Here is a 6,144-nt window from a genome sequence, read left to right on the forward strand (position 1 = left end):
TGACCGGCCAGGTGCATGGCGACCAGCGACGAGGAGCAGGCGGTGTCGACGGTGACGGCCGGCCCCTCGAGACCGAGCGTGAATGCGATCCGGCCCGACGCCACACTGGTCGTCGTCCCGGTCAGCACGTAGCCGTCGACGTCCGCTCCGCCGGTGTAGCAGAGCGATGCGTATTCCTGCCCGATCGCGCCGACGTAGACCCCGGTGCGGCTGCCGTGCAACGTCGCGGGGTCGATGCCGGCCCGTTCGAGCGCCTCCCACGAGGTCTCCAGTAGCAGCCGCTGCTGCGGCTCGATGGCGAGGGCCTCCCGCGGGCTGATCCCGAAGAACTCCGCGTCGAAGCGGTCGGCGTCGTAGAGGAAACCACCGTGCCGGGCGTACGTGTGCCCGGTCGCGCCTGGATCCGGGTCGTAGAGGCTGTCCAGGTCCCAGCCACGGGTGACCGGGAAGCCGCCGATCGCGTCCACCCCGCCCTCGACGAGCGACCACAGCGCCTCGGGGGTGTCGGCCCCGCCCGGGAAGCGGCACGCCATGGCCACGATGGCGATCGGCTCCTGCCGGTCGGCTTCCGCCTTGCGCAGTTGCCGTCGTGCGTGGGCCAGATCCGCCGTCACGCGCTTCAGATAGTCGCGAAGCTTTCCCTCGTTCACGAATAACCTCGATGTCCTTCAGGCAGGCGGTGGCTCAGATCGCGTCGAGCTCGTTGTCGATGAAGTCGAAGATCTCGTCGTCGGTGGCCGAGTCGATCCGTTCGTGCATGGACGCCGTCAGGTCGTGCTCCGGGTCCCCGGCGCGGCGCAGCGCGAACAGCAGGTCCTCGACGCGGGCGGTGAGCACCTCCCGCAGTCGCTCGTCCGGCGGCGACTGCCGGACGGCTTCCTCCAGGCGGTCGAGGTCGGCCAGGGCGGGCGGCGGCGCTTCTTCTCCGGCCAGTTCCGTCAGCAGCAGCTCGGCGACTGCGGCCGGGGTGGGCCGGTCGAAGGTGAGCGTCGAAGGCAGCCGCAGCCCGACCGCGGAACCGAGCCGGTTCCGCAGCTCCACGGCGGAGAGCGAGTCGAAACCGGCCTCCTTGAACGACCGGTCGCCGTCGACCGCCCCGGCGCCGGCGTGCCCAAGGACCGTCGCGGCCTCGGTGCGGACCAGGTCGAGCAGGGTGGCGTGCCGTTCGGCCATGGACAGCCCGGCCAGCCGCCGCGCCCAGCCGGCCGCCGGGGACTCGTCGGCCGCGGTGGGCTCCGCCGCGCGCCGGACCGCCGGCCGGATGATGCCGCGCAGGATGGCCGGCACCGGGTCCGTGCGGACCCGCAACGCGGAGACGTCCAGCCGGGTCGGCACCACCACCGGCAGGCTCGTCTCCCGGGCCGCGTCGAACAGCGCCAGCCCTTCCTCCGCGGTGATGGCGGTGATGCCGTTGCGGGCCATCCGCAGCAGACCCGCCTCGTCCAGCAGGTCCGCCATGCCCAGGCCGGCCCAGAGACCCCACGCCAGCGACGTCGCCGGCAGGCCTGCGGACTGCCGATGGACGGCGAGCGCGTCCAGGAACGCGTTCGCGGCGGCGTAGTTGGCCTGTCCGGCGTTGCCGAACGTGCCGACCACCGAGGAGAAGAGCACGAACTCGGCGAGGTCGGCGTCGCGGGTCAGCTCGTGCAGCAGCCAGGCCGCATCCGCCTTGGGGCGCAGCGTGGCCGAGACGGCGTCGGCGTCCAGCCGCTCGACGGTCCCGTCCGCGACGACGCCGGCGGCGTGCACCACGGCGGTCAGCGGATGCGCCGCCGGCACGGTGGCCAGCAGCCCGCGGACCGCTGCGGGGTCGGCGAGGTCGGCGGCGATCACCGACACCTCCGCGCCGAGGCCGGCCAGCTCCGTGACCAGGTCACCAGCCCCGTCCGCGCCGCCGCCGCGCCGGCTGGCCAGCAGCAGTCGCCGGACCCCGTGCCGGGCCACCAGGTGCCGGGCCACCAGGGCGCCCACTCCACCCGTGCCGCCGGTGACGAGCACGGTGCCGTCCGGGTCCAGCGGCCGGGGCACGGTCAGCACCAGCTTCCCGACGTGCCGTGCCTGGGCCAGGAAACGGAACGCCTCCGGAGCCTGCCGCACGTCCCAGCCGGCCGCCGGCAGCGGGCGCAGGACGCCCTCCGTGAACAGCGGCATCAGCCGGTCCAGCATCGCGCCGATCCGTTCCGGGGGCAGCGCCAGCAGGTCGAAAGCCCGGTAGTCGACGCCGGGATGGTCGGCGGCGACCACATCCGGGTCGCGGATGTCGGTCTTTCCCAGCTCGATGAACCGGCCGCCGTGCGGCAGCAGGCGCAGCGAGGCGTCGACGAATTCGCGGGCCAGGCAGTCGAGCACCACGTCGACCCCGGCGCCGTCGGTGGCGGCCAGGATCCGCTCGGCGAAGTCGAGGGTGCGGGAGGAGGCGATCCGGGACTCCGCAAGGCCCTGCTCGCGCAGCGTCTCCCACTTGGCAGGGCTGGCGGTGCCGTACACGTCCGCGCCGAGGTGCCGGGCCAGCTGCACCGCGGCCATGCCGACGCCACCGGCCGCGGCGTGGACCAGCAGCCGCTCACCGCGGCGCAGGGAGGCCAGTTCGACGAGCCCGTGCCAGGCGGTCAGGAACACCACCGGGACCGTCGCCGCCTGCGCGTACGTCCACCCGGCGGGCATCGGCGCCAAGGTGCGCTCGTCGGCGACCGCGATCGGCGCGAACGCGCCGGTCAGCAGCCCGAGCACCCGGTCGCCGGGCGCGAACCGGGTGACGCCCGGCCCGGTCCCGGTCACCACCCCCGCGCCTTCCAACCCCAGCACCGTGTGCTCGGGGATCATGCCGAGGGCGAGCGCCACGTCCCGGAAGTTCAGGCCGGCCGCCCGGACCGCGACCCGCACCTCACCGGGACCGAGTGGCCGGTCCGCGTCCGGGTTCGGCACCAGGGCCAGGCTTTCCAGCGAGCCGCGCTCCCGCACGTCCACCCGCCAGCTGCGGTCCGTTCCGGCGGCGGCGAGCGCCGTCTGCGGCGTCACCCGGGCCAGCCGTGGCACCAGCACCGTTCCCTCGCGGATGGCCGCCTGCGGCTCACCGCTGATCACAGCCGAGACCAGCATGCGGTACGACTCCGGCTGCCCGTCGACGTCCAGGAGCGTGAACCGCCCGGGATGCTCCACCTGGGCGGCGCGGATCAGCCCCCAGACCGGCGCGGTCCCGAGGTCCGGGGACGGGTCGGCGCCCTCGACGGACACCGCGTTGCGGGTGAGGACGATCAGCCTCGAACCGCCGAAGTCGTTGTTGGCCAGCCAGTCCTGCAACAGGGCGAGGGTGCCGGCGGTGTACCGGTGCGCGCCCGCGACCGGGTCCCCGCCCGGCGTGCTCGGCGGGGTGGCGGACAGCACCACGGTCGACATCGGCCCGCCGGTGCGCACGGCCGTCGCCAGGGTCCTCAGGTCCCGGTAGTCGCGGACCGCCACGCCACTGTCGGCGAGCGCGCCGAACAGTTCGGCGTCGTCGCCGAGGACGGCCCACGGCGCGTCGGGCAGGCGGGGCGAGGCGGGGCCGGCCGGCAGCCAGCCGAGCCGGTAGAGGCCGTCCCGGTCCTCCGGCGCCTCGGTGAGCCGGTGCCGGGGGACCGGCCGGAACGCGAGGGACTCGACGTCGAGGACCGGCTGCCCGGTGTGGTCGGTGGCGGTCAGCGCGTATGCGTGCGTCCCGGCCGGGCTCAGCCGAACCCGCAGGGCGGTCGCGCCGCCGGCGTGCCAGTGCAGCCCGGTCACGGCGAACGGGAGCAGCAGCTCCCCGCCCCCGTCCGGGCCGGGGTCCGCGCCGCCGGTGACGAGGACGGCGTGCAGCGCCGCGTCGAGCAGCGCCGGGTGCACCAGGAATCGCCCGGCGGCGGGCCGTTCCGCCGCTGGTAGCCGCACCTCGGCGAAGAGGTCGTCGCCGCGCCGCCACATCGCCGTCAACCCGCGGAAGGCCGGACCGTAGCGGTAGCCGCGGGCGTCCAGCGTGGAATAGACGTCGTCCAGGCCGATCGGCGTGGCCCCGGCCGGCGGCCATTGGGCCTCCGGCGCGGCGACGGCGGCCGCGGTGCCGCCGGCTGCGGTCAGCAGGGTGCCGGTGGCATGCCGGACCCATGGCCCGTCCGCGGTCTGCGCCCGGATGGTCAGCGCCCGGCGCCCGTCGCTGTCGGCGGGTGCCAGGTGCACCTGGAGACGGGCGGCACCCGGCACCGGCAGCCGCAGCGGCGCGTGCAGGGTGAGCTCGTCGACGTGACCGCCCCCGGCCTGGTCGACGGCGTGCAGCGCGAGGTCGGCGAACGCGGTCGCGGGGAGCAGGACCGCGTCGTGGATGGTGTGGTCGGCCAGCCACGGGTGGCTCTGCAGTGACACCCGCCCGGTGAGCAGGTGACCGCCGTCGGGCAGGTCGGTGGACGCGGCCAGGAACGGGTGCTCGCTGACGGCGAGGCCCAGCCCGGCCGGGTCCGTGGTCTCCGGCCGGTTCAGCCAGTACCCCCGGTGCTCGAACGGGTAGGTGGGCAGTGGGGTGTGCCGCCCGCCGGTCAGCGCGCCGAGCCACGAGGTCCGGTGGCCGTGGACGTGCAGTTGGGCCTGGGCACGAGCGTGTGCGTGCGCCGGGTGCACGGGATGTTGCGTGGGGACGATGGTCGCGGTGTGCCCGTCGGGCAGGCAGGCGTGGGTGAGGGCGCTGAGGGTGTTGTCCGGCCCGAGTTCGACGTAGGTGGTGACGCCGGCGCCGTGCAGGGTGGTCACCATGTCGCGGTGGCGGACGGCTTCGCGGATGTGCCGGGTCCAGTATTCGGGGCTGGAGAGTTGTTCGTCGGTGGCGATGTTGCCGGTCTGGTTGGAGATGACGGGGGTGGTGGCGGGGTGGTAGGTGACGGTCGCGGCGATCGCGGCGAATTCGTCGAGGATCGCGTCCATGTGCGGGGAGTGGAACGCGTGTGAGGTGGTCAGCTTCTTCGTGCGTCGTCCGAGCGCGGCCCAGTGCGCGGCTACCTGGGTGACGGTGTCGGTGTCGCCGGAGATGACGGTGCTGGTGAGTGAGTTGATTCCGGCGATGCTGGCCAGCGTGGGGTCGAGCGTCGGTGCGAGTTCGGCTTCGGTGGCTTCGATGGCGATCATGGTGCCGCCGGGTGTGGCGGCGTTCATCAGTCTGCCTCGGGCAGCAACGAGGAGCGCGGCGTCGGGGAGGCTGAGGACTCCGGCGAGGTGTGCGGCGGACAGTTCGCCGATGGAGTGTCCGGTGAGGTAGTCGGGGGTGATGCCCCAGCTGGTCACCAGGGCGTGCAACGCGACGTGCACGGCGAACAGGGCGGGCTGGGCGTAGCGGGTTTCGTGAATCAGGACGGAGTCGAGGTCGAACATGACCTCGCGGAGCGGCCGGCCGAGGTGCTTGTCCAGCTCGGCGCAGGCGGCGTCGAGTGCCGCCGCGAAGACCGGCTCCCGGTGGTGCAGATGGTGCGCCATCCCCGGGTGCTGGCTCCCCTGGCCGGTGCAGATCAGGGCGATGCCCCCGCCCGCCCGGGCGGTGCCGTCGACCAGCAGTCCGTGCGGCCTGCCGGCGGCCAGGGCCAGCAGCGCCTCCCGCCGGGTTGTCGGGTCGTCACCGAGCAGTACCGCCCGGTGGGCGTGCTGCGCCCGGCGGGCCAGCGTGTGCGCCACGTCCTCGTCGGGGATCTGCGGATGCGCGCCGAGGTGCCCGGCGAGCGCCTCGGCGACATGCTGCAGGGCCGGCGCCGTCCGGGCCGACAGCAACCACGGCACCGGTGCCAGGGCGTCGTCGTCCTCCGGCACCGGTGGCGGCTCCTCGACGATCACGTGGGCGTTGGTGCCGCTGATGCCGAACGACGAGACACCGGCCCGGCGCGGATGCCCGTTCGGGGTCCACGACTGGGCCTCGGTGAGCAGCGCGACATTCCCGCTGCTCCAGTCGATGTGCGGGGAGGGCTCGCCGACGTGGAGGGTCTGCGGGAGCCGGCCGTGTTGCATGGCGAGGACCATCTTGATGACCCCGGCCACCCCGGCGGCGGCCTGCGTGTGGCCGATGTTCGACTTCAGGGAGCCGAGCCACAGCGGCCGGTCGGCTGGGCGGTCCTGGCCGTAGGTGGCGAGGAGGGCCTGGGCTTCGATGGGGTC

The 6,144-nt window shown here is 74.3% G+C and carries 2 protein-coding genes; both read right to left on the reverse strand.

Annotated elements, in window-relative coordinates; translation table 11 throughout:
• Positions 1 to 650 (reverse strand): beta-ketoacyl synthase N-terminal-like domain-containing protein (locus tag ACFPIJ_RS56850; protein WP_380127913.1); only part of this gene is annotated, 650 nt, incomplete at its 3' end.
• Positions 651 to 684: 34 nt separating this feature from the next.
• Positions 685 to 6,144: type I polyketide synthase (locus ACFPIJ_RS56855; RefSeq protein ID WP_380127914.1), on the reverse strand; the 5,460-nt coding region annotated here is incomplete at its 5' end.

Source organism: Dactylosporangium cerinum, from assembly GCF_042653625.1.
GTDB classification, from domain to species: Bacteria; Actinomycetota; Actinomycetes; order Mycobacteriales; family Micromonosporaceae; genus Dactylosporangium; species Dactylosporangium cerinum.